Annotated in this window: 26 protein-coding genes and 1 tRNA gene; 21 read left to right on the top strand and 6 right to left on the bottom strand. The window is 63.1% G+C overall.

What is annotated here, in order from left to right:
* Positions 1-57: 57 nt before the first annotated feature.
* From HMPREF3036_RS02180 to HMPREF3036_RS02115, 14 genes are all read left to right on the top strand, one after another.
* Positions 58-1,776: a tetratricopeptide repeat protein gene (locus HMPREF3036_RS02180; RefSeq protein WP_082897317.1), complete on the top strand. Its 1,719-nt coding sequence runs from the start codon at positions 58-60 to the stop codon at positions 1,774-1,776.
* Positions 1,773-2,270: an outer membrane lipoprotein LolB gene (locus HMPREF3036_RS02175; protein ID WP_005433932.1), complete on the top strand. Its 498-nt coding sequence runs from the start codon at positions 1,773-1,775 to the stop codon at positions 2,268-2,270. Before HMPREF3036_RS02180 ends, HMPREF3036_RS02175 begins: the two co-directional genes overlap by 4 nt.
* A gap of 1 nt (position 2,271) precedes the next feature.
* On the top strand, positions 2,272-3,138 hold the full coding sequence (gene ispE / locus HMPREF3036_RS02170) for a 4-(cytidine 5'-diphospho)-2-C-methyl-D-erythritol kinase (protein ID WP_005433934.1): 867 nt from the start codon (positions 2,272-2,274) through the stop codon (positions 3,136-3,138).
* Positions 3,139-3,149: 11 nt separating this feature from the next.
* Positions 3,150-3,227 (top strand) — tRNA-Gln (locus tag HMPREF3036_RS02165).
* A gap of 146 nt (positions 3,228-3,373) precedes the next feature.
* Complete coding sequence (locus HMPREF3036_RS02160) at positions 3,374-4,324, top strand: ribose-phosphate pyrophosphokinase (protein WP_038006427.1); 951 nt, start codon at positions 3,374-3,376, stop codon at positions 4,322-4,324.
* 76 nt (positions 4,325-4,400) lie between these two features.
* Complete coding sequence (locus HMPREF3036_RS02155; RefSeq protein ID WP_005433946.1) at positions 4,401-5,012, top strand: 50S ribosomal protein L25/general stress protein Ctc; 612 nt, start codon at positions 4,401-4,403, stop codon at positions 5,010-5,012.
* A gap of 291 nt (positions 5,013-5,303) precedes the next feature.
* A complete protein-coding gene (locus HMPREF3036_RS02150) occupies positions 5,304-7,154 on the top strand; it encodes a DEAD/DEAH box helicase (RefSeq protein WP_062331140.1) in 1,851 nt (616 codons plus the stop codon).
* Positions 7,155-7,244: 90 nt separating this feature from the next.
* Positions 7,245-7,871: an aminoacyl-tRNA hydrolase gene (pth, locus tag HMPREF3036_RS02145; RefSeq protein WP_038006429.1), complete on the top strand. Its 627-nt coding sequence runs from the start codon at positions 7,245-7,247 to the stop codon at positions 7,869-7,871.
* The gene (locus HMPREF3036_RS02140; RefSeq protein WP_062331136.1) at positions 7,868-8,362 is read left to right on the top strand and encodes a 2-thiouracil desulfurase family protein; all 495 of its coding nucleotides are present in this window, start codon (positions 7,868-7,870) and stop codon (positions 8,360-8,362) included. The genes pth and HMPREF3036_RS02140 overlap by 4 nt, the downstream gene beginning before the upstream one ends.
* Before the next feature lie 63 nt (positions 8,363-8,425).
* Positions 8,426-9,520 carry a redox-regulated ATPase YchF gene (gene ychF, locus HMPREF3036_RS02135; protein ID WP_062331133.1) on the top strand — a complete coding sequence of 365 codons (1,095 nt, stop codon included), beginning with the start codon at positions 8,426-8,428 and terminating at the stop codon, positions 9,518-9,520.
* Positions 9,521-9,636: 116 nt separating this feature from the next.
* Positions 9,637-10,008: a helix-turn-helix domain-containing protein gene (locus tag HMPREF3036_RS02130; protein ID WP_005433960.1), complete on the top strand. Its 372-nt coding sequence runs from the start codon at positions 9,637-9,639 to the stop codon at positions 10,006-10,008.
* Between the two features lie 147 nt (positions 10,009-10,155).
* On the top strand, positions 10,156-10,719 hold the full coding sequence (gene ahpC, locus HMPREF3036_RS02125; protein WP_005433961.1) for an alkyl hydroperoxide reductase subunit C: 564 nt from the start codon (positions 10,156-10,158) through the stop codon (positions 10,717-10,719).
* Positions 10,720-10,807: 88 nt separating this feature from the next.
* Positions 10,808-12,358, top strand: a complete 1,551-nt coding sequence (gene ahpF / locus HMPREF3036_RS02120) for an alkyl hydroperoxide reductase subunit F (RefSeq protein WP_005433966.1) — start codon at positions 10,808-10,810, stop codon at positions 12,356-12,358.
* A 102-nt stretch (positions 12,359-12,460) separates the two neighbouring features.
* Positions 12,461-14,605, top strand: a complete 2,145-nt coding sequence (locus tag HMPREF3036_RS02115) for an AsmA family protein (protein WP_062331131.1) — start codon at positions 12,461-12,463, stop codon at positions 14,603-14,605.
* Between the two features lie 6 nt (positions 14,606-14,611).
* Here the strand turns inward: HMPREF3036_RS02115 and HMPREF3036_RS02110 are convergent, their stop codons facing one another.
* Genes HMPREF3036_RS02110 through HMPREF3036_RS02100 form a run of 3 tightly spaced genes read right to left on the bottom strand, consistent with a single transcriptional unit; the run spans position 14,612 to position 15,990 of the window.
* Complete coding sequence (locus tag HMPREF3036_RS02110) at positions 14,612-14,890, bottom strand: YfhL family 4Fe-4S dicluster ferredoxin (protein WP_369818381.1); 279 nt, start codon at positions 14,888-14,890, stop codon at positions 14,612-14,614.
* A gap of 12 nt (positions 14,891-14,902) precedes the next feature.
* Positions 14,903-15,394: a pantetheine-phosphate adenylyltransferase gene (gene coaD / locus HMPREF3036_RS02105; RefSeq protein WP_005433975.1), complete on the bottom strand. Its 492-nt coding sequence runs from the start codon at positions 15,392-15,394 to the stop codon at positions 14,903-14,905.
* Complete coding sequence (locus HMPREF3036_RS02100; protein ID WP_197457919.1) at positions 15,391-15,990, bottom strand: RsmD family RNA methyltransferase; 600 nt, start codon at positions 15,988-15,990, stop codon at positions 15,391-15,393. The genes coaD and HMPREF3036_RS02100 overlap by 4 nt, the downstream gene beginning before the upstream one ends.
* Before the next feature lie 102 nt (positions 15,991-16,092).
* Between HMPREF3036_RS02100 and ftsY the strand changes: the two genes are divergently transcribed.
* From ftsY to trmL, 6 genes are all read left to right on the top strand, one after another.
* A complete protein-coding gene (gene ftsY, locus HMPREF3036_RS02095) occupies positions 16,093-17,043 on the top strand; it encodes a signal recognition particle-docking protein FtsY (RefSeq protein ID WP_005433978.1) in 951 nt (316 codons plus the stop codon).
* Positions 17,044-17,067: 24 nt separating this feature from the next.
* Positions 17,068-18,537, top strand: a complete 1,470-nt coding sequence (locus HMPREF3036_RS02090) for a Ppx/GppA phosphatase family protein (protein ID WP_005433979.1) — start codon at positions 17,068-17,070, stop codon at positions 18,535-18,537.
* A gap of 8 nt (positions 18,538-18,545) precedes the next feature.
* A complete protein-coding gene (locus tag HMPREF3036_RS02085) occupies positions 18,546-19,223 on the top strand; it encodes a cell division ATP-binding protein FtsE (RefSeq protein ID WP_005433981.1) in 678 nt (225 codons plus the stop codon).
* Entirely contained in the window at positions 19,220-20,110 is an 891-nt protein-coding gene (locus tag HMPREF3036_RS02080) for a cell division protein FtsX (protein ID WP_005433983.1), read from the top strand. Before HMPREF3036_RS02085 ends, HMPREF3036_RS02080 begins: the two co-directional genes overlap by 4 nt.
* A gap of 104 nt (positions 20,111-20,214) precedes the next feature.
* The gene (rpoH, locus tag HMPREF3036_RS02075; RefSeq protein WP_005433985.1) at positions 20,215-21,141 is read left to right on the top strand and encodes an RNA polymerase sigma factor RpoH; all 927 of its coding nucleotides are present in this window, start codon (positions 20,215-20,217) and stop codon (positions 21,139-21,141) included.
* 8 nt (positions 21,142-21,149) lie between these two features.
* On the top strand, positions 21,150-21,620 hold the full coding sequence (gene trmL, locus HMPREF3036_RS02070) for a tRNA (uridine(34)/cytosine(34)/5-carboxymethylaminomethyluridine(34)-2'-O)-methyltransferase TrmL (protein ID WP_005433986.1): 471 nt from the start codon (positions 21,150-21,152) through the stop codon (positions 21,618-21,620).
* Between the two features lie 91 nt (positions 21,621-21,711).
* Here trmL and HMPREF3036_RS02065 read toward each other — a convergent pair whose 3' ends face one another.
* The 3 genes from HMPREF3036_RS02065 to HMPREF3036_RS02055 all read right to left on the bottom strand — a co-directional run bounded on the left by HMPREF3036_RS02065 (position 21,712) and on the right by HMPREF3036_RS02055 (position 23,605).
* Positions 21,712-22,374, bottom strand: a complete 663-nt coding sequence (locus tag HMPREF3036_RS02065) for a response regulator (protein ID WP_038006433.1) — start codon at positions 22,372-22,374, stop codon at positions 21,712-21,714.
* Positions 22,375-22,578: 204 nt separating this feature from the next.
* Positions 22,579-23,091, bottom strand: coding sequence for a protein-export chaperone SecB (gene secB, locus HMPREF3036_RS02060; RefSeq protein ID WP_005433990.1), 513 nt, complete (start codon positions 23,089-23,091; stop codon positions 22,579-22,581).
* A 112-nt stretch (positions 23,092-23,203) separates the two neighbouring features.
* The gene (locus tag HMPREF3036_RS02055) at positions 23,204-23,605 is read right to left on the bottom strand and encodes a rhodanese-like domain-containing protein (RefSeq protein ID WP_005433992.1); all 402 of its coding nucleotides are present in this window, start codon (positions 23,603-23,605) and stop codon (positions 23,204-23,206) included.
* 207 nt (positions 23,606-23,812) lie between these two features.
* Between HMPREF3036_RS02055 and HMPREF3036_RS02050 the strand changes: the two genes are divergently transcribed.
* Positions 23,813-25,075, top strand: coding sequence for a murein hydrolase activator EnvC family protein (locus tag HMPREF3036_RS02050; protein WP_005433994.1), 1,263 nt, complete (start codon positions 23,813-23,815; stop codon positions 25,073-25,075).
* Positions 25,076-25,089: the final 14 nt, after the last annotated feature.

Here is a 25,089-nt window from a genome sequence, read left to right as displayed (position 1 = left end):
TCGAGGTAAAGTACGGAGACACTCTACACCAACGGCTTCCCAAGCTTTCACTCTTTCATGACCGGAAAACTATTCAAAAAAGCGGCCGTGCTCGCCGTCTTCGCCGCAGCCGCAGGCTGCGCGGCGGCCTTCCCCGGCGTGGACGCGCATTCCTCAGAATCGCGCGATGCCGCCCAGTCTCTTTATGAAGTCATAGCCGCCGAGATCGCCGCGCACAGGGAGCAGCCCGAGGTTGCTCTGGCGCTCCTCGACCAGACGCTCGCGCGAACGAAGTCCTCGGAAGTGGGCGAACTCGCCTGGCGCACCGCCCTTCAGACCCGCAATCCCGACATCGTGCTTGAACAGGCGCGCGCCTGGGCCGCGATCGATCCGAAAGCTGGCCTTGCCCGGCGCACGATTCTCCTCAACGCCGTCGAAAAGGGCCGTCAGTCCGAATACGTCGAGCTGCTCTCCCGCATGTACGCAGACGCGGAGGACAAGGCCGAGCTGATCACGGACGTCACGACGCTCCTCGCCCAGCCCGAAACCGCCTCCGCCGCTCTTGAAACAGTCCTCTCCCCCTATTGGGAGAAGCAGGCGAAGAACGCCAGGGTCCAGTTGGCCGTCGGCCTCTTCCGCCAGGCCCGCCGCGACATTCCCGGCGCCTGCCGCGCAGGCAGAACCGCCGTCAGGCTCTCGCCCGACAGCGAGCCCGTGCTCACTGCGGCGGCCGACCTCTGCTGGCAGGCCGACAGGGCCGGAACGGAGAACATCCTCAAGAACTTTCTGGCCCGACATCCCGACGCCTCGGCCGTGAGGCTCATTCACGCCCGCGTGCTTTCCCGCACGGGCAGGCTCGATGAAGCCATGGCTGACGTCAAGCGCGCCGTGAAGACCTCTCCCGACAAGCCCGTCATCCTGCTCAACGCAGGCCAGGTGGCGACCGACTGCAGGGACTTCCCGAAGGCCGAGGAGTACCTCACCCGCTACATCGATCTCGTGGCCGAGCAGAATCCCGACGCAGACTTCTCCAGCAACGACATCTGGCTCAAGTTGGCGGGCGTCCTGCATGAAAACGGTCGTCACGAGGAAGAGGCCGAGGCGCTCGGCTCCCTCACCGACGGCGAGCTTGCGCCCCAGGCCAGACTTCGCGAGGCCGCCGCGCTTGCCGAATCACAGAGATTCGACGACGCCCGCGCCGTTCTGCAGGGTGCCGCCGAAGACTACCCCGAGCACCTGAACCTGTTCATGACGGCCGAGGCCCGGATGCTCATCGAGGCAGGCAAGCCCGAGGACGCCCTTGGCGTCATGAAGACCGCCCTCGCCGAGCAACCCGACGACGTCTCCCTCGCCTACGATACGGCGATGATCGCCCAGAACGTCGGTCACTTCGAAGAGACCGAGTCCATTCTCAAGGACATTCTCTCCGACGATCCCGACCACGTTCAGGCGGGCAACGCGCTCGCCTACCTGTGGGTGACCAGAGACATGAACCTTCCCGAGGCGCGCCGCCTTCTTGAACACGCCTACCGTCTGTCGCCCGTCGATCCGTACGTGCTCGACAGCATGGGCTGGCTCTGCTTCAAGGAAGGACGCTACGACCAGGCGGCGGAGTTCACGCTCGCCTCCCTCAAGCGCCTCTTCGACGTCGAGGTGGCCTGTCACCTCGTCGAGATCCTCGCCGTCTCGGGCCGCGACCACGAGGCGGAGAAGCTCTTCCGCGAGCTCGAGCAGCGCGCGGGCTCGGACGCCCTCGTGCTTGACCTCGCCAAGCGCCTCAACTACAAGACCAAATGAAACGTCGAATCCTTCTGGCGCTTCCCGCAGCGGCCGCAGTGCTGACGCTCGCAGGCTGCGTGACGGGACAGCCCCCGCTTTTTGAGAGATACGGCCGCTTCGCGCTCGTCTCGACGTCCGCCTCGGGCGAACGAGAGGCCGTGAACGGGCGCTTCAGCCTGCGGCGCACGTCCGCAGGCCTGCGCCTCAATCTGATGACGCCCCTCAACGGCATTCTGGCAAGCATCGAGGTGACGCCCTCGGGCGCCGTGCTCGAAACCTCGCAGAACGAGTCTCCCCTCAGGGCGGCCACCGCCGAGGAGCTCATGCTCCGCACGACGGGCGTCGCCGTTCCCGTCGAAACCCTCGAGCGCTGGCTCACAATGAAGGGCGACCGCGCCTCCGAATACGGTTGGAGCGTCCGCGTGCTCAAGCGCAGGGACGACGGCATGCCCGGCACGATCCGCGCTTCCTCCACAGGCGTCTCACTCACACTCACCATGGACGAGGACTGACATGTTGTCCGACAGCGCCCTGCTCGGCCTGCCCGCGCCGGCCAAGCTCAATCTCTTTCTGCACGTCGTGGGCCGCCGCCCCGACGGCAAGCACCTGCTCGAGTCCGTCTTCACGCTCATCGACCTGCACGACACGATCGACCTCTTCAGGCTTGAGGAACCCGTCGTCGAGCGCACGGGCGACGTGATCGGCAACGTCGAGAAAGACCTCTGCGTGCGCGCGGCCCGCCTGCTCATGGAGACCTTCGACGTCAGGAGCGGCGTGCGCATCCATGTTGAAAAACGCATTCCCGCGGGAGCGGGCATGGGAGGCGGCAGCTCCGACGCCGCGACCGTCCTCATCGGCCTCAACAGGCTCTTCGGACTCGGCCTTTCGCGCAGCGCCCTGATGGAGCTCGGCGAGAGGCTCGGCGCCGACGTTCCCTTCTTCATTTTCGGCCGAACGGGCTTCGTGGAGGGCATTGGAGAGATCATCACCCCGCTGGAAATCCCCCCTGCCTCATACGCCGTCATCTGGCCCGGAAGGGGCATTTCCACGGCCGAGATTTTTGCTGCGCCAAACTTGACAAGGGATACCAAATCACTGAAAATAGACATCCTTTCAGGCAAGGCACTGGAAATCTGGCCGAATCTGTACGGGCACAACGACCTGCAGAATGTGGCGCAAGAGCTTGAGCACAGGGTGACGGAAGGTCTCGGAATGCTCGCCTGCGGCACGCACGACGCCAGAATGACAGGGTCCGGCAGCGCCGTCTTCGGCGTCATCGCCGATCCGTGCAGCTACAGGCTGCCGCAGCTGCCCGACGGCTGGAAAGGATTTGCCGCAAAGTCGCTCCGGGAGCATCCGCTCTCGGCTTGGCTTGACTAGAAACAATCGGTAGGGGTATAGCCAAGCTGGCCTAAGGCACCGGATTTTGATTCCGGCATTCGAAGGTTCGAATCCTTCTACCCCTGCCAGCACAAAAACGAAAGAGGATGGGAGGCAACAAATGCGCTCCCTTTCTTTTTTCAGGGCCGTCTTTGTGTTACTCTGACGGCTTCCCTGTTGTTAACTGCGAGAGCGCAAGCCCCCGCCCACGAAAAGAGCTTAAGTCATGGATCCCATGGTTCCGGAAAGTATGATGGTCTTCACGGGCAACGCCAACCCGAAACTTGCCCAGGCTGTCACGAAATATCTCAACATTCCCCTTGGCTCCGCCACCGTCAACCGCTTCAGCGACGGCGAAGTCATGGTTCAGCTGCTCGACAATGTGCGCGGCAAGGACGTCTTCATCCTTCAGAGCACCTGCGCTCCGACGAACGACAACCTGATGGAACTCATGATCATGGTTGACGCCCTCAAGCGTGCGTCCGCCCGCCGCATCACGGCTGCGATCCCCTACTACGGCTATGCCCGTCAGGACCGCCGTCCGCGTTCCACGCGCGTGGCCATCTCCGCCAAGGTCGTCGCCAACATGCTTCAGGCTGTCGGCGTTGACCGCGTCCTCACGATGGACCTCCATGCCGACCAGATCCAGGGCTTCTTCGACATCCCGGTCGACAACATCTACGCCACCCCGGTTCTTCTCAACGACCTCGTCGAACGCAAGTACGACGACCTGATGGTTGTTTCCCCGGACGTCGGCGGCGTTGTCCGCGCCCGCGCCATGGCCAAGGCTCTCGAAGTCGACCTCGCCATCATCGACAAGCGCCGTCCGCGCGCCAACGTCGCTGAAATCATGAACATCATCGGTGAAGTCAAGGGCCGCACCTGCGTCATCACCGACGACATCGTTGACACGGCCGGCACGCTCTGCAACGCCGCCGGTGCCCTGAAGGAGCGCGGCGCCAAGCGCGTCGTCGCCTACATCACGCACCCGGTGCTTTCCGGCGCCGCCGTTGAACGCATCATGAATTCCGCTCTCGACGAGCTAGTCGTTACGGACACGATTCCGCTGTCTGCCGCCGCCGAAGCCTGCCCGAAGATCCGCCAGGTCTCCTGCGCCGCGATCATCGGCGAAACGCTTTCGCGCATCGCCCGCGAAGACTCCGTGAGCAACCTGTTCACGGAATAAGGAACAGTTTTTTCCTCGTTCCCGCAGTTGGTCGCGACCGCGGGAACCTTTTTTCTTAACTTTTAGGAGTAATCCAATGAACATCATCGCCACCACGCGTAACGTGCAGGGTACGGGTGCGAGCCGCCGCCTTCGCCGCGCGGACAAGCTGCCGGGCATCGTCTACGGCGGCAACCTCCCCGCTACGCCGATCGAGCTCGAACACAATCCGATCTTCTACGCTCTGCGCAAGGAAAAGTTCCACGCCTCGATCCTGACGATGGAACTCGACGGCAAGGAAGAACTCGTCGTTCTCCGCGCCTTCCAGATGCACCCGTACAAGCCGCAGGTCATGCACATCGACTTCCAGCGCATCAACCCGAACGAAAAGGTCACGATGCGCGTGCCCCTGCACTTCCAGGGTGAAGAAGAATCCCCGGCCGTCAAGGTCTCCAAGTGCATCGTTTCCCATGCCGTGTCCGCCATCGAAGTGACCTGCATGCCGAAGGAACTGCCGGAATTCATCACCGTTGACCTCTCCAAGCTCGAAGCCGGCCAGACGTTCCACGCCTCCATGCTTCAGCTTCCGGAAGGCATCGAAGTCCACGCCAAGTCCGGCGAAGACATCGTGCTCGCCACGGTTGCCCTCCCGGTCGAGGAAGAAGTCCCCTCCGCTGAAGGCGAAGCCGCCGAAACCCCGGCTGCCTAATAAGTTTCTGATCTGATTCAGTTGCTTTGACAGGATCCGCAGGGACCTACTCCCTGCGGATCTTTTTTGTACGAAGGGCCCGCCCCTTCCGAAGACCGTCTCGCGGTCTTCCACACCTCCGCGGCCGCTGCCTGAAGCGCCGCCACAAGCCGTTTGCCCCTTTCAGAAAGTTCGCGTCGTTCGTTATGTGCGGGGAAAACGGATCCATTCCCTTCTCCCGACGTCCGCCATGTCCGTCTTGCTTCCCTGCATACCTGCGGGCGGCCGTCAGAACATTTTCAACACGAACTCATGACGACTTTCTCCGAACTCGGCCTGTCCGACTCCATCGTTTCCTCCCTGACCGAACTCGGCTTCGAGGAACCCACCCCCATTCAGAACGAGGCCATTCCCGCCCTCCTGACCGGCGCCGACGTGCTCGGCCGCGCCGCCACGGGCACGGGCAAGACCGCCGCCTTCTCGCTTCCGCTCCTTGAGCGCCACGTGCTCGGTCAGGAAGCCGATGCGCCGCTCGTCCTCGTTCTCACCCCGACCCGTGAACTCTGCCTGCAGGTGAGCGAGGCGTTCCACAACTACGGCCGCAAGGCCGGCGTGCTCGTGACCCCGATCTACGGCGGTCAGGACTACAGCCGCCAGATCCGTGCCCTGCGCCGTGGCACGCACGTCGTCGTCGCCACGCCGGGCCGCGCGCTCGACCACATCGGCCGCGGCACGCTCGACCTCACGAACATCAAGGCCGTCGTGCTTGACGAAGCCGACGAAATGCTCGATCTGGGCTTTGCCGACGAGCTCGACGCCATCTTCGACGCCCTTCCCGGCCACGTGCAGACGGCTCTCTTCTCCGCCACGCTGCCCCCGAAGATCGCCCGCATCGCCGAAGCCCGCCTCGTCGACCCGGTCCGCATCACGATCGCCAAGGAAAAGACTGCCGAAGGCGAAACGCCCCGCGTCCCGCAGATCGCCTACGTCGTGGGCCACAACTACCGCACGACCGCGCTCGGCCGCATCCTCGACCTCGAGGCCCCCGAGCTCGCCATCATCTTCACGCGCACCCGCATGGAGGTGGACGACCTCACGGAATCGCTTCGCGCCCGCGGCTTCAGCGTCGAGGCCCTTCACGGCGGTCTTGACCAGCCGACCCGCGACCGCGTCATGAAGCGCGCCCGCTCCGGCCAGATCGACGCCATCGTGGCGACCGACGTCGCCGCCCGCGGCATCGACCTTGAAAACCTTACGCACGTCATCAACTTCGGCATTCCCGCCTCCTACGAGACGTACGTGCACCGCATCGGCCGCACGGGCCGCGCCGGCCGCACCGGCACCGCCATCACCATTCTCGAGCCGCGCGAACATCGTCACCTGCGCGCCATCGAGGGCATCACGAAGGCCCGCATCGAAGTGCGCTCCGTGCCGTCCGCCACGGACGTGCGCGCCCGCCGTCTCGAAATGATGCGCGGCTCCCTCGCCGAAATCCTCGAGGCGGGCGACCTCGACCGCTTCCGCGTCGTCGTCGAGTCCCTCTGCGAAGAGTACGACCCGTTCGACGTGGCTGCCGCCGCCATGAAGCTCGCCCAGGAAAACGAAGGCGCGAACGACGACGATACGGAAATCCCCGCCTACTCGCCCTTCGAGCGTCCCCGCCGCGAACGCGGCGACAAGCCCGTGCGCGGCGAACGCGCTCCGCGCCGTGAACGCCGCGAGGCTCCCGAAGAAGGCATGACGCGCCTCTTCGTCGGCGCCGGCCGCGACCTCGGCATTCGTCCGTCCGACATCGTCGGGGCCATCGCCAACGAAGCCGGCGTTCCGTCCAAGTGCATCGGCGCCATCGACATCACCGACCGCTTCACGATCGTTGAAGTCGACTCCGACCGCGTCGAGCAGATCATCGACGCCATGGAAGGCGTGCGCTTCAAGGGCCGTGAAACCACGGTCAAGCTCGACCGCCCGCGCCGCGAGCCGCGCGAAGACCGCGGTGACTTCCGCATCGAAGGTCGTGGTGAAGGCCGAGGCGAGTACCGCCGTGAACGCGGCGAAGACCGCGGCTGGCAGCAGCGCGACGACTCCCGCGAATACCGCGGCGCCAAGACCAAGCGCGACTTCCGTCGTGAAGGCGGCTACGACAAGCGCGGTCCCCGCCGCTAAAATGACGCAGGTCCGGACAGTCTCCTTCGAGACGCTCCGGACCCAGTTTTCCACGGCCGGCTCTGCCGGCCTTTTCACGCATTGAACGTCATGACCGAACAAGGAATTCGATTGATCGTCGGCCTCGGCAATCCGGGCAGCGAATACGCCCGCACCCGCCACAACGCCGGCTTCTGGTTCGTCGACGAGCTCGCGCGCAAGACGGGCGCCTTCTTCCGCGACGAGCGGAAGTTCCAGGGCGAGGTCTGCAGGACGCGGATCGGCGACAGCGACGTCTGGCTTCTCAAGCCCTCGACCTACATGAACCGCTCGGGCGACGCCGTGGTGGCGCTTGCGCTCTACTACAAGATCACGCCCGATCAGATCCTCGTCGTTCACGACGAGCTTGACCTGCCTCCCGGCTGCATGAAGATCAAGCAGGGCGGCGGCAATGCCGGTCACAACGGCCTCAAGGACATCTCCGCCAAGCTCTCCACGCCGAACTTCTGGCGCCTGAGGCTCGGCACGGGGCATCCGCGCACGCTCGGCATGGCCCAGCAGGTGGCCGACTTCGTGCTCTCGGCACCGTCCTCCGAACACGAGGCCGCCATCGAAGACTGCATCGGCATTGCCCTCAAGGAGGCCGGTCCTCTTGCAGAAGGCGACTTCACGGGTGTCTCCCGCCGTCTTGCCAAGTACGGCAATCCGCCCAAGCCGCCCAAGAAGGCCGCCGAATGAAGCTGCTCGTGAGCCGCTGCCTGCTCGGCGAGCCCTGCCGATACGACGGCAGGGTGAAGACGGACCTCAGGCCCCCCCTGCGCGCCGCAGGCATCGGAGACGACTGTTGGATCAGCGTCTGCCCCGAGAGCGACGGCGGACTTCCCACGCCGCGCACGCCCTCCGAAATCCGGGGCACGGCCCGCGGCGTGCTTGAAGGACGCGACCACATCATGGCCGCGGACGGCAGGGACAACACGGCCTGCTTCATGAAGGGCGCCCGCATTGCGGCCGACCTCTGCCGCGAGAACGGCGTCAGGCTTGCGCTCCTCAAGGCCAAGAGCCCCTCCTGCGGCTTCGGCCAGGTCTACGACGGCACCTTTACGGGCACCCTCGTCGCGGGCCGCGGCCTCACCGCCGAACTACTTTCGGATGCAGGCGTACGCGTTCTCACCGAGAACGACCTCGATCTTCTTGCCTCTCTCAAGACGCAAGAAGATCCCGCTTGCTAAAATAGAATGATTTTCCGGACGATTTTGTCTGCAACTTTTTTTTGATTTCAACAGAGATTCACCATGGGTTTGAAGTGTGGCATCGTAGGCCTTCCCAACGTCGGCAAGTCGACGATCTTCAATGCGCTTACCAAAGCCGGCATTGCTGCCGAAAACTATCCTTTCTGCACCATTGAACCGAACGTCGGCGTCGTTGAAGTTCCCGATCCCCGCCTGAAGGCGCTCTCCGAAATCGTTCATCCCGAACGCGTCGTCCCGGCCGCCGTCGAATTCGTCGACATCGCCGGCCTCGTCGCCGGCGCCAGCAAGGGCGAAGGCCTCGGCAACCAGTTCCTCGCCAACATCCGCGAGTGCGACGCCATCGCCCACATCGTCCGTTGCTTCACCGACGACAACATCGTTCACGTCTCCGGCAAGGTCGATCCGCTTGACGACATCAACGTCATCAACACCGAACTCGCCCTCGCCGACCTTCAGACCGTCGAAAAGGCCCTCAACCGCTACAGCAAGCAGGCCCGCTCCGGCGGCGACAAGGAAGCCCTCAAGCTCGTGCTCGTGCTCGAGAAGCTCCTGCCCGCCCTCAACGAAGGCCGTGCTGCCCGTTCCGTGAAGCTCACGCCCGAAGAGATCGCCGTCGTGCGCCCGCTCTTCCTCCTCACGATCAAGCCGACGATGTACGTCGCCAACGTCGAGGACCACGGCTTTGAAAACAATCCGCTGCTCGACGCCGTGCGTGAATTCGCCGCCTCCGAGCACTCCCCCGTCGTGGCCGTCTGCGCCAAGACCGAGGCCGACATCGCCGACCTCGACGACGAGGACAAGGAAATGTTCCTCGCAGACATGGGCATGACCGAACCTGGCCTCGACCGCGTCATCCGCGCGGGCTACGACCTGCTCGGCCTGCAAACCTACTTCACGGCCGGCGTCAAGGAAGTCCGCGCCTGGACGATCCACAAGGGCGACACCGCCCCGCAGGCCGCCGGCGTCATCCACACCGACTTCGAACGCGGCTTCATCCGCGCCCAGACGATCGCCTACGAAGACTTCATTGCCTTCAAGGGTGAAAAGGGCGCTCAGGAAGCCGGCAAGATGCGCGCCGAAGGCAAGGACTACATCGTTCAGGACGGCGACGTCATGAACTTCCTCTTCAACGTCTGATCGTCGAAGACGCATCATGAACTTCAACGGGAGGCTGCCTTCGGGGCAGCCTCCCGTTTTCTTTCCGTATGCCGTTATACTGAACGGCGTCCCAACAACTCCACAACCACGCTGTCATGGCCACGACCTCCACAAAAAAGCGTCAGGAAATCGGAGAACGCCTCCGCCACGAACGCGAACGACTTGGCTATACGAAGCAGCAGATCGCACAGCTGCTCGGCGTTCCAATCCCCGCCTACGAACGCTTCGAAAACGGCGACGACGATCCTGGCGTCTACCGCCTGCCCCGTCTTGCCGCCTGCGGCTTCGACGTCATGTTCATCATCACGGCCGAACGTCACGTGCCCGTGGCTGAGGAAAACGAACTTCTCTCGCGCTTTCGCGACCTCTCGCAGCGCGGCCGCGCGTCCATCTTCTCCACCATGGACGCACTCGAAAGGCTGGCGCCGAACCTCAAGCAGGAATTCCGCCGCCGCTTCAAGAACTGAACGACTCCCGCCCCTCCAGGGCGGGATTTTTCGATTCATCGCAATAGTTTTTTACTTATTCTGTTGACACAGGTATAAAAGTTAGCTAAGATAACCCCATCAACAAATGAGACTCCTTCTCACACGTCTCATACCGGAGTTAACAAAATGTCCCTTCTGAACACTGAAATCCTTCCCTTCAAGGCCCAGGCCTACGCCAACGGCGAATTCGTCGAACTAACCGAAGCCTCCCTCAAGGGTCATTGGTCCGTCGTCTTCTTCTACCCGGCCGACTTCACGTTCGTCTGCCCGACGGAACTCGAAGACCTCGCCGAAAACTACGCCGAATTCAAGTCCCTCGGCGTTGAGGTCTACGCCGTCTCCACGGACACGCACTTCACGCACAAGGCCTGGCATGAAAGCTCCGCCGCCGTGGGCAAGGTTCAGTTCCCGATGATCGGCGACCCGACCGCCACGCTCGCCCGCAACTTCCAAGTGCTCATCGAGGCCGACGGCCTTGCCGAGCGCGGCACGTTCGTGATCAATCCCGAAGGCAAGATCGTGATCATGGAACATCACGACGGCGGCATCGGCCGCGACGCCTCCGAACTCCTCCGCAAGGTGAAGGCCGCCCAGTACGTCGCCGCCAACCCCGGCCAGGTCTGCCCGGCCAAGTGGCAGCCGGGTGCCGCCACGCTGACGCCGTCCCTTGACCTCGTCGGCAAGATCTAATCCAGCGATCGGCTGAAACAGACAGGCCGCAGACCCATACGGTCGGCGGCCTGTTTCCTTATCCTCAAAGCGAATGCCCTCATCCATCATGCTTGACGCCAACATCAAAGCCCAGCTGCAGAGCTACTTCACCAAACTCCGCCGTCCCATCGTGCTCAAGGCCGCCCTTGACGGCTCGCAGGACGCCACCAACATCGAGGCGCTCCTCAAGGAAGTCGCCGAGCTTTCGGACAAGATCTCCTACGAGGTCGAGTCCGACGCCTCCGTTCGCCGTCCCAGCTTCACAGTCGCCCCTCAGGGCGGTCACGAAGGCATTCGCTTCGCCTGCCTCCCGATGGGCCATGAATTCACGAGCTTCGTGCTCGCCCTTCTGCAGACGGGCGGCCATCCCGCCAAGATCTCCGACGAGGAGTCCCGCCAGATCGCAGCCCTCAAGGGCCCGCTCAACTTCGAGGTCTTCATCTCGCTCTCCTGCCACAACTGCCCTGAAGTCGTGCAGGCGCTTGACCTCATCTCGATCCTCAACCCGAACGCCACCGTCACCGTGATCGACGGAGCGCTCTTCCGCGAGGAGGCCGCAGGCCGCAACGTGATGGCCGTTCCGACGGTCTTCCTCAACGGCCAGTCCTTCCTCTCCGGCCGCCGCGAGCTCTCCGAAATCCTCGCCAAGCTCGACACGTCCGTCGCCGAAGCGGCTCAGGCCTCGATCAGCGCCAAAGCCCCTTTTGACGTACTCGTTGTCGGCAGCGGCCCGGCGGGCAGCACGGCCGCCATCTACGCCGCCCGCAAGGGCCTGCGTACGGGCATCGTTGCCGACCGCCTCGGCGGCCAGGTGAACGAAACCGCCGACATCGAGAACTTCACGTCCATCCTCAAGACGGACGGCACCGCGCTCGCCGGCAACTTCACGGCGCATTTGAAGTCCTACGACATCGACATCATCACCCCGCACTCCGTCGCAAAGATCGAACGCGAGGGCGACATGTGGAGGCTCGTGCTCGAAAACGGCTCCGAACTCCGCTCCAAGACCATCATCGCCGCCTCCGGCGCCCGATGGAAGCAGCTTGAAGTGCCCGGCGAAGAGGAATTCAAGGGCCGCGGCGTGGCCTACTGCCCGCACTGCGACGGCCCGCTCTTCAAGGGCAAGCGCGTCGCCGTGGTCGGCGGCGGCAACTCCGGCGTCGAGGCCGCCATCGACCTCGCCGGCATTGCCTCCTCTGTCGTGCTTCTGCAGCGCGGCTCCGAGCTCACCGCCGACAAGGTGCTTCAGGAAAAGCTCCTCTCGCTCCCGAACGTCACCGTCAAGTACCGTGCCAGCACCTCCAAGCTCACGGGCTCGAACAAGCTTGAAAAGCTCTTCTACCTCAACAGGGAAACGGGCGAGACCGAATCCATCGACGTCGACGGCTGCTTCGTGCAGATCGGCCTCAAGCCCAACACCGAATGGCTTGACGGCGCTGTCGAGCTCAACGCGTACGGCGAAGTCGCCGTCTCCGACCGCTGCACGACGTCGGCCCCCGGTCTCTTTGCCGCCGGCGACTGCACCTCGGTTCCCTACAAGCAGATCGTCATCGCCCTCGGCGAAGGCGCCAAGGCCTCTCTGAGCGCCTTCGACTACCTGATCCGCCAGGGCGCCTGACGACACGATCACTTTCTCCCTGAAAGGGGACGGGCCTGCGCCCGTCCCCATTTCTTTTGTGGCACACTTGTTCGCGCAAAGACTCAAAGAGAGGATTCCGCCATGCGCTATGTGCGCTCATTCCTGCTTGCCCTCACCACGCTCGCCTTCTTCCTGCTGGTGCTCGTCGCCGGCCTTTACGTCTTCATCACGCCCGAACGCGTCTCCGCCCGTCTGGCCAACACGCTCTCGCATCATCTCGGGCTGAAGATCGAAATGGCCAAACTGCACATCGACACCCGCCTGCCGAGCCTGAAGTTCACCGTCAAGGACGCCGTTCTCACCAGCGCCGACGGCGCCGTCCGCGGCAGCGTGCCCTCCGCCACGATCAGGCTTCATCCGCTTGCACTCTTCACGCGCAGCCCCCGCATCTCCGAGATCACGACCGCCGACGGCTCGCTCACCTTCGGCAACACGTCTCCCGAAGACGTTCGCGCCTGGATCGAAGGCACGGTCAAGCCGCTTGCCTTCAACGTCGACCACCTCGTCGTTCACAGGGGCGCCGTCTACTTCTCCGATCCCCTGACGGGACCCGAACCCTGGGCATACGTCAACAACGCCTCCGTCTCGATCAGCAACCTGAGCGAAGCGGGTGCCGCCTACAGCCTCAACGGCGTCATCAAGCTTCCCGAAATGCTCGGCAGCGCCGAACTCCGCGGCATCACCGACTGGTCCCGAGGCCTTCTTGAAGCCAGAACCGAACAGCTCGACGCCTCCTTCAAGGGTGAAGTCCGCGGCCGCCGCACCGAATTCGCAGGGCACGCCGACAGGATCGCACTGACGCGCGAAAACGCCTCGCTCTCCAATGTCGCCGCCTCCCTGAAGCGCGGTGAAGAGACGCTGCTCGAGCTTTCCTCCCCCGCCGTCACGCTCGACAGGCACACGCTTGACACCCCCGTCCTGACGACGGCCCTCACCGTCATGTCCCCCGAAGGCTCCCTGACCCTTTCCGCCTCCTCGGCCCTCAAAGCCGACTTCGGTGCACGTCGCCTCGAGGCTCCGTCCATCACGGTCGCCGCAAGCGAAAGGGCCGCAGGCGCAACGACCGCCTCGAATGCCGGCTCCCTTACGGGCAGCCTTCTCTGGAACGCCTCTTCGGGCGAGGGACGCGCCGAATTCGACGGCACTCTTCAGGGCACGCCCGTTACGCTGGACCTGTCCGTCTCGAACGCCGTGCCCTTCACGGCCGACCGTGCATTCTTCCCGCACAAGTTTGCGGCAATCCCCCGTCTCACGGGACGCGTATCCCTTGGAGAAATCGCCCTCAAGACAGCCGTCGGCCTGATGTCCTCCGAAACGCTCCTCAAGGACGTCGAGTCGGCCGTGGACTTCAACGTCATGCTCAAGTCTCCCCATGCAGGCAGGCATGAAGCGACCGGACGTCTCGTCACCGCCGCAGGCAAGGCCTACGTGGTCGACGGCAGCCTGAAGCTTCCCTCCGCGCCCGTTCCCTTCGACGCCGACCTTGCCGCAGACGGCACCTGGCACATCCGCAGCCAGTGGAGCGGCGTTGACGCAGGAGACCTTCTCCCCTCCATCCTGAGCGGTCCTCTCTCGGGATCGCTCGACGCCTCCGGGCAGCTCAAGGACGCCTCGAAGAGCGTCGCCGAAGTCAGGCTTGAGGCACGCGACGGCGAGTTCCTCGGCGCCGACCTCGAGCAGGCCTCGAAAATCATGCGTGAAGTCCAGCCCGAGGCCCTTCCCACAAGCGCCTTCCTGCGCGCAAGCCGCACGGCCTTCACCGCGCTATCCTGCGAACTCTCCCTCAACGGCGGCGCTTGGACCGTCAGGAACGGTTCGGCCGAAGGCTCGAACTGGAAGGCCGCCTTCACGGGCGCCTACGGACACATCGACGGCCGCGTCGACTTCACCACCGACAATGGCTCCGCCTTCTTCACGATGCCCGCCCGCATCCAGGCCGACCCCGTCCTCTGGACGCCAGACTGGACGGCCGCCCACGCCTCCGCCCGCGAACACGTCGGCGAGCTACCCTGGACGGCCGGCAACTTCAAGGACCGCCTCCGTCAGGGACTTGAAAACTGGTGGAACAACCTCGATGCGTCCGAGCTGAAGCTCCCCGAATTCAACACCGAGGACTTCAGCCTCCCCGAGTTCAGGCTGCCCGACATCGAGCTTCCCGACTGGGCGAATGAATTCATCGGCAAAGAAAAGGCGCCGGAAAACTCCGACGCTCGCAACCCCGTCTGACGAACGTTACAAGCCCGTCACCTTCATCGCCGCCTCCACCCGCTTTCTGAGCTCGAGGCGGCGATGCTTTTCAAGCAGCATCTCCCTTGTTTCAGGACGGCGGGGATTGGGCACGATGCACTCGCTCACAGGGCAAAGCTCCCTGCACTTGGGCTCGTCAAAGAAGCCCGCGCACTCCGTGCAGCGGCCGCCGCGGATGCGAAAGACGCCGTTGTCCTCCACAATGGCCTCGTTGGGGCATTCCGGCAGGCAGACGCCGCAGGAAATGCATTCGTCAGTAATCATCAGCGCCATCATCTACTCCTTCTTGTCAGCGCATGCCTCAATCAGTGCCTCGAGCACCTCGGGCGTCACGAAGCGGGCCGCATCCTTCGGCGAGAGCTGTGCAATCTCCCTGACGAAGGTCCCACTCACGAACTGGTACTGATCCGAAGGCGTCAGAAAGATCGTCTCGACGTCCGGCATCAGCTGCCGGTTCATGCCAGCCATTTGAAATTCATACTCAAAGTCACTCACGGCCCTCGCGCCGCGAATAATCACGCCTGCACCGCAGGCGGCGACGAAGTCCTTGAGCAACCCGTCGAAGGGCTGCACCGTCACGTTTTCGAACTCCCTGCAGATCCCGCGGGCAAGAGCCACGCGGGTTTCGAGCGAAAGCATCGGACGCTTCTTGCGACTTTCCGCAACGCCCACCACCACATGATCGAAGATGCGGGAGGCGCGCCTCACGAGATCAACGTGCCCGTTCGTCATGGGATCGAACGTACCCGGATAGACTGCCGTCGTCATTTCCTGCTCCTCTTCTCTTCCTTGGACAGGCGTACGAGCCCCGCCATGCCGCTTCCCGCTTTGGCAAGCAGCTCGAAGCGCACGGCGCCCGCACTGCCCGAGCGCACGCGGACGACGCCGAGGGACTCGAGCGCCTCGTCGGAGAGCAGCTCCGTCGGCGACTCCACGTAGAGAAGGCCCTCTTCCTTGAGCGCCCCGAACGCGGCGCGTGCGGCCTTCACCTGCATGTCGAGACTGAAGGGCGGATCGATGAAGATCACGTCATAGCTTCGGGGCGCGTCCTGCAGAAAGCGGAAGGCATCGGCCACGCGCGCCTGCTTGTGATCGTCGGCACCGAGTCGCGTGAGCGCCTGGCGGATTCCCGCAATGCCCTGACGATGGATATCAAGCCAGTCGACGTAATCCGCACCCCTGCTCGCGGCCTCCAGCCCCATGGCGCCGGAACCGGCAAACATGTCGAGCGCATCGCATCCCTCGAGGGTTCCGAAGAGGTGCGTGAGCCAGTCGAAGACGGTCTCCCTCACCCGCTCGGAAGTGGGGCGAAGCCCTTCGGCACAAGCAACGGGAACGACGCTGCGCTTCCACTTGCCTGACACAATTCGTACGCTTCCCGCTCCCCGAACGGGCGCGGGCGTTGCTAAACTTGAGTTACTTGCGCCCAGGCGCCTTGAATTCTTTCGAACTGCCATTAGAGAAATATGACTGGATCTTCCGAGGGATGGTTTTCCCGATTAAAAAATGGTCTTGCCAGAACGCGCGTCAATATCGTCGGCCTGTTTTCGGGCGGCGTGATCGACGACGACTTTCTTGAAGAGCTCGAATACGCACTGATCACGGCCGACGTCGGCGTGCAGGCGTCGACTCGTATCCTACAACGTTTGCGCGACACCATTAAGCTCAAGGGCCTCAAAACGCAGGACGAAGTTCGCCTTGCACTTCGAGATGAAATCGCCCGCATGCTCGCGCCGGCGCAGCGCGAGCTCGACATCGAGCAGGCGCATCCCCTCGTCATCATGATGACGGGCGTCAACGGCGCAGGCAAGACCACCTCCATCGGCAAGATCTCCAAGTACCTGAGCCAGCGCGGCAAGAGCGTCCTACTCGCCGCAGGCGACACGTTCCGAGCCGCCGCCCGCGAACAGCTCGCCGTCTGGGGCGACCGCAACCAGATCGAAGTCATCGCCCAGCAGGGCGGCGATCCTGCCGCAGTCGTCTTCGACGCCGTGAGCGCAGGCAAGGCGCGCGGCACCGACGTCGTCATCGCCGACACCGCCGGCCGCCTGCCCACCCAGATCAACCTCATGGAAGAGTTGCGCCGAATCCGCCGCGCCCAGGACAAGGCCATGACCGGCGCTCCGCACGAGGCGATTCTCGTCGTCGACGGCACCAATGGTCAGAACGCGCTTACCCAGGTGAAGGCCTTCGACGCCGCGGTCGGCCTGACCGGCCTCATCGTCACGAAACTCGACGGCACCGCCAAGGGCGGCGTGCTCGTCGCCATTACACAAATGCGTCCCGAAAATCCCCTGCCGATCTACTTCATCGGCGTGGGCGAAGCCATCGACGACCTGCAGCCCTTCAATGCGGTGCAGTTCGCCAATGCGCTCGTCGGACTCGATCCCAACACTCCCGCTACAGCCCCGGAATAATCAATTAAAAATGGAGCACACAAGATGCTTTTAGGTGCAGTTGATCTTGGAAGCAACAGCTTCCGCGTAGAGATCGGCCGTGTTGACGGCGACCGCATCGTCACTCAGAGCTACTGGAAGGAAACCATTCGCATGGCCGCGGGCTTCGACAAGAACGGAGCCCTCACGCCCGAGATGCAGGAGAAGGCACTCGCCGCACTGAGCCGCTTCCACGAAAAGCTCGCAGGCCTTCCCGCCACCCAGGTGCGTGCCGTCGGCACGCAGGCGTTGCGCGAGGCCGCGAACTCCTCCGAATTCCTTCCCAAGGCTGAAGCTGCGCTCGGCTATCCCATCGGCATTCTGAGCGGCCACGAAGAGGCCCGCCTCGTCTTCAAGGGCTGTGCACGCACGTTGCCCCCGTCCGACAAGCGCCGTCTCGTCGTCGACATCGGCGGCGCGAGTACGGAGTTCGTCGTCGGCCAGGACCTTGAGGCCCAGGAATACGAGAGCTACCACGTCGGCTGCGTGAACACGTCGATGAAGTTCTTCGCCGACGGCGTCATCACCGCCGAAAAGCTCGACAAGGCAATCGTCGCCTGCTGCGCCGAGTTCAGCGAAGGCGAGCACAAGTTCAACGACACCAAGTTCGACGAAGCCTACGGCTCCGCCGGCACCTTCGGCGCCGTTTCCGACATCTGCGTTGCGCAGGGTTGGAGCGACGGCGAAGTCACGCCCGAGCATCTTGAAAAGATCCGCGCGCTTCTGCTTCGCGCCGGGAACATCAACAACATCCAGTTCCCCGGCCTCAAGCCCGACCGCCGCGAAGTCATCGCTGGCGGCTATGCCGTCCTCACCGCCGTCTACCGCACCGCAGGCATCAAGTCCATGCGTCCCGCCAGCGGCGCCCTTCGCGTGGGTCTTCTCTACGAACAGCTCGGCATCGTCCAGAACCGCGACACCCGCGACATCAGCGTCGACGCGATCATCCGCACCTGCGGCGTGTCCCGCGAGCAAGCCGACATCGTCGCAGGCTACGCCGTTGAATTCCTCCGCATGCTCGACCCCGGCATCGATCCCGCCGCCCTCAAGCGCCTGCGCTGGGCCGCGCTCATGCATGAAGTCGGCACGACGATCTCGACGAGCCGCTACCACCGCCACGGCGAATACATCGTGAGCAATGCGGACCTGCCCGGATTCACGCGCACCGACCAACAGTACATGGCTAAGCTGATCCTCGCCCAGCGAGGCGGCCTCGGCAAGGCCGAAGACTTCCTCAAGTCCCAAGCCAACACCCGTCAGGTGCTCGCCATGCGCCTTGCCGTCATCTTCGCGCATGCCCGCAAGCCCGCGCCGCTTCCGCTCATCACGATCACCCGCAGCCTCAACAACTCGGTGCTCAACATCGCCATCGACCGCACCTGGCTTGAACAGCATCCCCTCACCGCCTACATGCTTCAGCAGGAGGCGGATGACTGGAAGAAGGTCGGCCGCGTGATCACCGTGACCACCTTCTGAGAGGTCTCATGTCCGAAACCGAAGCACCCCTCCTGCAGCTGAACGGCGTGAGCGTCGTCTACGACGGTCATGCCGTCATCGACGACCTCAGTCTTGAAGTCGGACGCGGCGAATTCGTCGTCATTCACGGCAGCACGGGGTGCGGCAAAAGCACCATCCTCAGGCTCTTCGCCGGTCTCATCGACCCGACGAAGGGCGAAGTCGTCGTTGCGGGAGACCGCATTGACGAGTTCGACGAGGCCCAGCGCCGATGGCTCAGGCGCTCCATGGGCCTCATGATGCAGGAGGAGCTTCTACTTGAGGACAGGACCGTTCTCGAAAACGTCATGTTGCCTGCGCTCGCAGCGGACGAAACGGCACAGGAAGCGCGCCGCAGGGCGCTTCTGGCCCTCAACAAGTGCGGCGCCGCTGATCTCGCCGACCTTCGTCCCTCGAGCCTCTCAGCTGGCCAACGCCAGATCGCCTGTCTGGCCCGCGCCGTCGTCAACCGTCCCGTGCTCATCCTTGCCGACGAGCCCGCGACGCACCTCGACAAGACGAACGCCCAGACGCTCATCAACCTTCTGAGCGCCTTTGCCCTCGCGGGCGTCACCGTCGTCGCCGCCACGCACCAGCATCTGACGCCGGAGGGCTGCCGTTCGCGCGAAATCACGCTCTCCGCGTCCAACAGGGGAGGCGCCGCATGAGCTACGCCTCCTCGCGCGCCTGGGCGCTCAAGGAAACCTTCAGGGGCTTCCGCCAGAACTTCAGCCTCTTCTCGCTCGCGACCTTCCTGTCGGCGCTTGCGCTTTCCATTCCGCTCTTCATCTCGACGATCTTCTACGAGCTCGCCGAGCCCATCAGGCAGATTCCGACTTCCGTCGAAATCACCGTCTTCACGAAGTCGGGCACGGACATGGAGAAGCTCTCCAAAGCCGTGGCCGAAATCGAAACCATCGAGCGCGTCTCGCTCGTGCCCAAGGACGAGGCCATCCGAAGCCTGAATGAACATCTCGGGCTCAAGGACAAGGCGGTCAAGCACAATCCCCTTCCCGACATCCTGATCGCCACCGTCAGCAGCAGCACCTCGCCCGCAGGCGTCGACGCCGCCGCAGGCCGCATCGAAAAGATCGAGGGCGTGGACATGCTCGCCTACGAGACCGACTGGCGCGAAAAGCTCGACGCGCTCTCCAACGCGGCGCGTCTTGGCCTCCTCTGCCTCGGCATCGTCGTGCTCACGCTCGTCATGCTGGTTGTCGCCGCCTCCATCAGGCTCACGACTCTTTCCGTTCAGCCGCAGATGAAGGCCCTCTATCTTTTCGGCGCCTCTCCGTCCTTCGCCATGCGTCCGATCGCCTGGCGCGGCTTCATCCTGATGATGTCGGCAAGCCTCGGCGCCATTGCCATCACGTACGCAGGCCTCGCAGTCCTCGGCCACCCGATAGCCACCGTCGCCCGCCTCTACGAGGTCGAGCTCGCGCTTGCGCTTCCTCCCGTCGACTGGTGCGCTGGCTTCGTGATCATCTGCAGCCTGATCGGCTACATCATCGCCCTTCTTTCGGCTCAGGACGCCTGGCGAAAGGCCCGCCGCTGACCCTGTTTCGAGAGACCGAGCATACGATTTTTTTCCGGATTGGGCGCGCCGATCGGTGCTACCATACAGTCTTTTCCGAATTTTCGGCTCCGACTCACCCACAAATGACTGAGAAACCCAAAGGCACAGCCCTCGTCGCATACAAGGCACCCTCCGTACCGGCGCTCGTCGGTCCGCTCGGAGACCTCGAAGCCTTCATGCACGCAGCCGAGCGTGCTCCGATCCTGACGCCCGAGGAGGAACGGTCCCTGGCCGTCCGTCTTCGCGACGACGGTGACGTGGAGGCCGCCCAGCGGCTCATTCTCAGCCATCTCCGCCTAGTCATCTCGATCGCCCGAGGCTTTCTCGGATACGGCCTGCCCTATGCGGACCTCATTCAGGAAGGCAACATCGGCCTCATGAAGGCCATCCGCCACTACGATCCGGACCGCGGCGCTCGCCTGATGACCTTTGCCGTGCACTGGATCCGCTCGGAAATTCAGGAATACATCATCCGCAACTGGCGAATCGTCAAGCTCGCCACCACGAAGAACCAGCGCAAGCTCTTCTTCAATCTGCGCCAGATGAAGGAGGATCCTCAGACGGCCCTCACCAACAGTCAGGCCGAACACATCGCGCTCGCGCTCGACGTCAAGCCCAAGGAGGTCCTCGAGATGGAGGAGCGCCTCTACGGTCAGGAGACGAGCCTCGACACGCCTTCGAACGCCGACGACGATTCCGACAACGCGTTCACCCCGTCCGACTGGCTCACGCGCGAAAGCGACGAACCCGAAGCCATCCTCGAGGAAAAGGAGCACCAGCGCCTTGAAGGCGAAGGCCTGCAGATGGCCCTGCGCTCGCTCGACGAGCGCAGCCGCCGCATCATCACGGCCCGCTACCTGAATCTCGACAAGGAAGGCAACAGCAAGGCCGTCACGCTGCAGGAACTTGCCAACGAGTTCGGCGTCTCGGCAGAGCGCATCCGCCAGATCGAGAAGCTCGCCATCCAGAAGATGCGTCAGACTCTTGAGCAGGCCCACTATTCGGAATAGTCTCCAACATGTTCAACGTCGTTCTGGTTCATCCCGAAATTCCGCCCAACACGGGCAACGTCATCCGCCTCTGCGCCAACACGGGCTGCACGCTTCACCTTGTGAAGCCGCTCGGTTTCTCCCTTGACGACAAGCACATGAAGCGCGCGGGGCTCGACTATCACGAGTACGCGACGATCCGCATCCACGAATCGTGGGAGGCGTTTCTCGAGTCCGAGCATCCCGACGTCTCCTGCATGTACGCCATGACGACGCACGGCTCGCATCCGTTTGCGGACTCGAGCTTTACGCCGGGCGACTGGTTCGTCTTCGGCTGCGAAGGCTCCGGCCTTCCCGAAGGCATCCGCAACTCCTTCCCCGAGGCGCAGCGCATCCGCCTGCCTATGCGGCCGAAGAACCGCAGCCTCAACCTGAGCAATGCCGTTGCCGTCACCGTCTTTGAGGCATGGCGTCAGAACGGCTACGACGGCGGCATCTGAACCCGCCGTCCAAGAATCGGACAAGAAAAAAGGGCATCCCACGCGGGCGCCCTTTCTCTTGAGCGGTACAGCAGGCGTCAGCCTGCCTGCATCAGTCGAGTTCCTTGTCGAGACCGTGCTCGACCGCGTAGATGGCGGCCTGAACACGGCTCGAAAGGCCTAGCTTGCGCAGGCAGCTCTGAACATGGACCTTGACCGTGCTTTCGGCAAGATTCATGGCGCGGGCGATCTCCTTGTTGGAGACGCCGCGGGCAAGCCAGGCGAGCGTTTGGCGTTCGCGACGCGTGAGCGCCGTCATTTCCATGTCCTGCGCGTTACGCGGTTCAGGATCGGCAAAGCGGTTGACGAACTTCGTCATCATCTGCGGCGCAATGATGCTTTCGCCGTTGTAGGCGGAGCGAATGGCGCGAAGCAGGTAGTCCTGATCGATCTTCTTGAGCAGATAACCGCGGGCGCCCAGACGCAGGCATTCCGCGAGGGTCTCGCAGTCCTCGCTCACCGTGAGCATCAGAACCGCCAGGCCGGGATGGGATTCATGAATCTGGGCCATGGCCTCGCAGCCGTTCATGCTCGGCATGTCCACGTCAAGCAGAACAACGTCAGGATCCAGCTGTTCGACAAGCTTGACGCCTTCCAGACCGTCGCTGGCCTCGCCAATCACCTCGAAGTCAGGCTGCCTCTGAAGAAGGGCCTTGACACCGCTGCGAAACAGCGTGTGGTCATCGACCAAAATAATGCGGATGCTTTGAGTCATTTTTTTCAATCCCGAGAGCGGCTCCGACTCAAATGCGGCAAGGCGGGGCTGCTTGGCAAATTCGGAGTCGAACAATTTTTGAACAGTCTTTCCATTGTACCAACATCACCCGCCGCATTTTGCTTAAGAACGCCTGCTCGCCAACACCTGAAAAAACGAAAGGCAGCCCGAAGGCTGCCTTTCGCCGGCGAATCAAAGTACCGATCAGGCCTGAGCGGCGCCTTCGGCTTCAGCCTGAGCCTGGGCGAGACGCTGCTGGTAAAGAACTTCAAAGTTCACTTCAGGCAGATGGACCGGCGGAACATTGGCGCGGTTCATCAGGTCGGCGAGGTTGGCGCGGAGGTACGGATAGACCATGGCCGGGCAGACGACATTCGTGACATGCTGCAGGGCCTCGACCGGAATGCCGTGGATGGCGAAAAGACCAGACTGCGTGCCTTCGACGAGGATAATCACCTTGTCGGCGGCCTTGACCGTGATGGTGCCGCGGACGGTCACGTCGTAAAGGGCTTCGGCAACCGTCTTCTGGCTGACTTCAAACTTGATGTCGACCTGCGGCTGTTCCTGCTGGGCCTGCAGAAGGATTTCAGGAGCATGCGGCATTTCAAGGGAGGCGTCCTTGAGGTAGCAGCGCTGAAGCTGGAACACGGGTTCCGGAGCGGCTTCCTGCTGGGGCTGCTGATTATCCTGGTGCTGGGCGTTTTCGTTTTCTGCCATTTTGGATTCCTTGCCCGGCGGCCTCGCGGGCAACCGGAATTAAACAACTGACGAGAATGCCCGGCGAACCCTTTCGTCAGGCACTTTATTTGGATATGGGGATGATTTCGAATTATTCAAGCGGCATCTTGGCCTGCAGCCAGCCGACGATGCCTCGCTCGAGGATGGTCACCCGTTGGAAGCCCACGCCGCGAAGCAGTCGGGCGACGGGACGGGAGCCCGCGCCGGTCTGGTCAACGAGGATCACGGGGCGCTCGCGCTTGAGCTTGCCGAATTCGTTCTGGATCTGGTCGGCGGGAATGTTGCGGCTGTTGGCGATGTGTCCCTTCGCGAAGTCGGCCGCCTTGCGGACGTCGACGATCTGGGCACCCTGGCGATTGATGAGCTCGGTCGCCTGAGCGGGCGAGACTTCGGGAGCGTAGCGGCGGGTGTTGATGACGGGAATGAGAAGACCGAGGACGGAAACCGCGATCACGACGATCAGCAGGCTGTTGTCAATGAGAAACTGCGACATGTTTATTGCGTTCGATTATGGATCGGAAGCCCCCTGATCCCCGCACTCTGACGAGTGCCGCCGGAGCAGAGGCGAATCCAATGATTGTAGACGAGATGCACACTCATCGGGCTCTTTTGCCGCTATGATGAGCATCATGGAAAGCGCGAACTTTCCTTTTGTTTTGCTTTTGTTTTTGCCTAGCCGATCCACGCCGTACTTCGCACCGTGAAGCCCTTCCGTCTGAAATTCCTCTGCACCGCCTGCCTTGCCGGCGCATTGTGGCTCTCCCCGATGCACGACGGCTCGGACGCGCTTGCCGCCTCCGCCCAGCAGAAGGCTGCCCAGGAAAAGAAGCGCGTCGAGGGCCAGCGCGCCAACATCGAGCAGAAGCTGCAGAGCCTGCAGGCCGAGCTCGATGCACGCGAAGCGCGCAGCGAGGAGGCCAGCCAGGCGCTCAAGACCGCCGATCAGGCCATCTCGCAGGCCAACCGAAAGCTTCGCGACCTTCGCGAGGAAAAGCGCGGGGTCGAGGACGAGCTAGCCAAGCTCCGCAAGAGCGGCAACAACGTGGCCGACAATCTCAAGGACGCTGAAAACACCGTCGCCCAGATCGCCAAGGCTCAGTACATCAACAGCAGGCGAAGCCACTGGCAGAACCTGATCGGAGGCATCAACCCGAGCACGCTCGCCAGTGACAAGGGCAAGCTCGAGTATCTGGCCCGCACGCAGCAGGCGGCTATCGACGATCTTGAAGAGCGTCAGAGCAACATCCGCAACCTCTCCGAAAAACACCTCAAGCAGCACCACGAGCTCGCACGCATCCAACAGGAGGAGGAAAAGGAGCGCAAGTCCCTTCTCAAGGAGAAGCAGGAGCGCCAGCAAGCCTACGGCAAGCTTCAGTCCGAGATCAAGTCGCGTCAGGCCCGCATCGACAAGCTCAAGAAGGATCAGGCGCGCCTGAGTTCACTTGTGGCCGCAATCGACGCGCGCCTCGAAAAGGAACGCCGTCAGGCGGAGCAGGTCGCCAAAAAGCAGGCCATCCGCCCGCCGTCCAAAAAGCAGAACGCCTCCTATGCGCCGCAGGTCGGCAGCTTCGGCAAGCTCAAGGGACGCCTGACCCGTCCCGTCAAGGGCACCGTGGTCGGCCGCTTCGGCACCGAGCGTCAGGATCAGCCGGGCACCACCTGGCAGGGCATGCAGTTCCGGGCACAGGAAGGCTCGGAGGTTTCCGCCTGCGCAGCCGGCAAGGTCGTCTTCTCCGACTGGCTTCGCGGCTTCGGCAACCTCATCATCATCGACCACGGCAATACATATATGTCGATTTATGGCAACAATGAATCGATCTTCACGAACGTGGGCGACACCGTCAAACAAGGCGAAACAATTAGTTCCGTAGGCATTTCGGGAGGCCTTGGCGAGCCGGGCTTATACTTTGAGCTCCGCTACAAGGGCAAGCCGATCAATCCCCAGCCCTGGCTGAAACCGTAACCCATCCCGCCCCA

Origin of the sequence: Sutterella sp. KLE1602, from assembly GCF_001578585.1 — a bacterium.
In the GTDB taxonomy this organism is placed as follows: Bacteria; Pseudomonadota; Gammaproteobacteria; order Burkholderiales; family Burkholderiaceae_F; genus Sutterella; species Sutterella wadsworthensis_A.
Note: the sequence above shows the minus strand (reverse complement) of the source record. Positions and strands in the feature narration are given on the sequence as shown.

Excerpts from the sequence above, each read along its gene's own strand:
- HMPREF3036_RS02180 (WP_082897317.1), top strand. The coding sequence starts at position 58 with ATGACCGGAAAACTATTCAAAAAAGCGGCCGTGCTCGCCGTCTTCGCC.
- HMPREF3036_RS02175 (WP_005433932.1), top strand. The coding sequence starts at position 1,773 with ATGAAACGTCGAATCCTTCTGGCGCTTCCCGCAGCGGCCGCAGTGCTG.
- ispE (WP_005433934.1), top strand. The coding sequence starts at position 2,272 with ATGTTGTCCGACAGCGCCCTGCTCGGCCTGCCCGCGCCGGCCAAGCTC.
- HMPREF3036_RS02160 (WP_038006427.1), top strand. The coding sequence starts at position 3,374 with ATGGTTCCGGAAAGTATGATGGTCTTCACGGGCAACGCCAACCCGAAA.
- HMPREF3036_RS02155 (WP_005433946.1), top strand. The coding sequence starts at position 4,401 with ATGAACATCATCGCCACCACGCGTAACGTGCAGGGTACGGGTGCGAGC.
- HMPREF3036_RS02150 (WP_062331140.1), top strand. The coding sequence starts at position 5,304 with ATGACGACTTTCTCCGAACTCGGCCTGTCCGACTCCATCGTTTCCTCC.
- pth (WP_038006429.1), top strand. The coding sequence starts at position 7,245 with ATGACCGAACAAGGAATTCGATTGATCGTCGGCCTCGGCAATCCGGGC.
- HMPREF3036_RS02140 (WP_062331136.1), top strand. The coding sequence starts at position 7,868 with ATGAAGCTGCTCGTGAGCCGCTGCCTGCTCGGCGAGCCCTGCCGATAC.
- ychF (WP_062331133.1), top strand. The coding sequence starts at position 8,426 with ATGGGTTTGAAGTGTGGCATCGTAGGCCTTCCCAACGTCGGCAAGTCG.
- HMPREF3036_RS02130 (WP_005433960.1), top strand. The coding sequence starts at position 9,637 with ATGGCCACGACCTCCACAAAAAAGCGTCAGGAAATCGGAGAACGCCTC.
- ahpC (WP_005433961.1), top strand. The coding sequence starts at position 10,156 with ATGTCCCTTCTGAACACTGAAATCCTTCCCTTCAAGGCCCAGGCCTAC.
- ahpF (WP_005433966.1), top strand. The coding sequence starts at position 10,808 with ATGCTTGACGCCAACATCAAAGCCCAGCTGCAGAGCTACTTCACCAAA.
- HMPREF3036_RS02115 (WP_062331131.1), top strand. The coding sequence starts at position 12,461 with ATGCGCTATGTGCGCTCATTCCTGCTTGCCCTCACCACGCTCGCCTTC.
- HMPREF3036_RS02110 (WP_369818381.1), bottom strand. The coding sequence starts at position 14,890 with ATGATTACTGACGAATGCATTTCCTGCGGCGTCTGCCTGCCGGAATGC.
- coaD (WP_005433975.1), bottom strand. The coding sequence starts at position 15,394 with ATGACGACGGCAGTCTATCCGGGTACGTTCGATCCCATGACGAACGGG.
- ftsY (WP_005433978.1), top strand. The coding sequence starts at position 16,093 with ATGACTGGATCTTCCGAGGGATGGTTTTCCCGATTAAAAAATGGTCTT.
- HMPREF3036_RS02090 (WP_005433979.1), top strand. The coding sequence starts at position 17,068 with ATGCTTTTAGGTGCAGTTGATCTTGGAAGCAACAGCTTCCGCGTAGAG.
- HMPREF3036_RS02085 (WP_005433981.1), top strand. The coding sequence starts at position 18,546 with ATGTCCGAAACCGAAGCACCCCTCCTGCAGCTGAACGGCGTGAGCGTC.
- HMPREF3036_RS02080 (WP_005433983.1), top strand. The coding sequence starts at position 19,220 with ATGAGCTACGCCTCCTCGCGCGCCTGGGCGCTCAAGGAAACCTTCAGG.
- rpoH (WP_005433985.1), top strand. The coding sequence starts at position 20,215 with ATGACTGAGAAACCCAAAGGCACAGCCCTCGTCGCATACAAGGCACCC.
- trmL (WP_005433986.1), top strand. The coding sequence starts at position 21,150 with ATGTTCAACGTCGTTCTGGTTCATCCCGAAATTCCGCCCAACACGGGC.
- HMPREF3036_RS02065 (WP_038006433.1), bottom strand. The coding sequence starts at position 22,374 with ATGACTCAAAGCATCCGCATTATTTTGGTCGATGACCACACGCTGTTT.
- secB (WP_005433990.1), bottom strand. The coding sequence starts at position 23,091 with ATGGCAGAAAACGAAAACGCCCAGCACCAGGATAATCAGCAGCCCCAG.
- HMPREF3036_RS02055 (WP_005433992.1), bottom strand. The coding sequence starts at position 23,605 with ATGTCGCAGTTTCTCATTGACAACAGCCTGCTGATCGTCGTGATCGCG.